The following is a 1152-nucleotide window of genomic DNA, read 5'->3' as shown; positions in this document are numbered from 1 at the left end:
CCCTTGGGACCTGCTACAGCCCCAGGATGCGACGAGCCGACATCGAGGTGCCAAACCATCCCGTCGATATGGACTCTTGGGGAAGATCAGCCTGTTATCCCCGGGGTACCTTTTATCCGTTGAGCGACACCGCTTCCACAAGCCAGTGCCGGATCACTAGTCCCGACTTTCGTCCCTGCTCGACCTGTCAGTCTCACAGTCAAGCTCCCTTGTGCACTTGCACTCAACACCTGATTGCCAACCAGGCTGAGGGAACCTTTGGGCGCCTCCGTTACCTTTTAGGAGGCAACCGCCCCAGTTAAACTACCCACCAGACACTGTCCCTGAACCGGATAACGGTCCGAAGTTAGATACCCAAACACAACAGAGTGGTATTTCAACGTTGCCTCCACCCGAACTGGCGTCCGAGCTTCACAGGCTCCCACCTATCCTACACAATCGAATTCGGATACCAATGTCAAGCTATAGTAAAGGTCCCGGGGTCTTTCCGTCCTGCCGCGCGTAACGAGCATCTTTACTCGTACTGCAATTTCGCCGGGCCTGTGGTTGAGACAGTGGGGAAGTCGTTACGCCATTCGTGCAGGTCGGAACTTACCCGACAAGGAATTTCGCTACCTTAGGATGGTTATAGTTACCACCGCCGTTTACTGGCGCTTAAGTTCTCAGCTTCGCCCTCACGGACTAACCGGTCCCCTTAACGTTCCAGCACCGGGCAGGCGTCAGTCCATATACAGCGTCTTACGACTTCGCATGGACCTGTGTTTTTAGTAAACAGTCGCTTCCCCCTGCTCTCTGCGACCCCCACCAGCTCCAGCAGCAAGTGCCATCACCAGCAGAGGCCCCCCTTCTCCCTAAGTTACGGGGGCAATTTGCCGAGTTCCTTAACCACAGTTCGCCCGTCGCCTCGGTATTCTCTACCTGACCACCTGTGTCGGTTTCGGGTACGGGCCGCTAACAACTCGCTAGAGGCTTTTCTCGGCAGCATAGGATCACTGACTTCACCTGAAACGGCTCGGCATCACGTCTCACCCTCATGTGGTGCGGATTTGCCTACACCACGGGCTACACGCTTACCCCGGCACAACCACCGGCCGGGCTCAGCTACCTTCCTGCGTCACCCCATCGCTCACCTACTACCCACCAAGATCCCAA

At 56.3% G+C, this 1152-nt stretch carries 1 rRNA gene; it reads right to left on the bottom strand.

Annotated elements, in window-relative coordinates:
- Window positions 1-1152: ribosomal RNA gene (locus G401_RS55400) — 23S ribosomal RNA — on the bottom strand; the annotation flags it as partial.

The sequence above is a fragment of the Hamadaea tsunoensis DSM 44101 genome (genome assembly GCF_000428945.1).
Classification (GTDB): domain Bacteria; phylum Actinomycetota; class Actinomycetes; order Mycobacteriales; family Micromonosporaceae; genus Hamadaea; species Hamadaea tsunoensis.
This window is presented reverse-complemented; position numbering and strand designations above follow the sequence as displayed.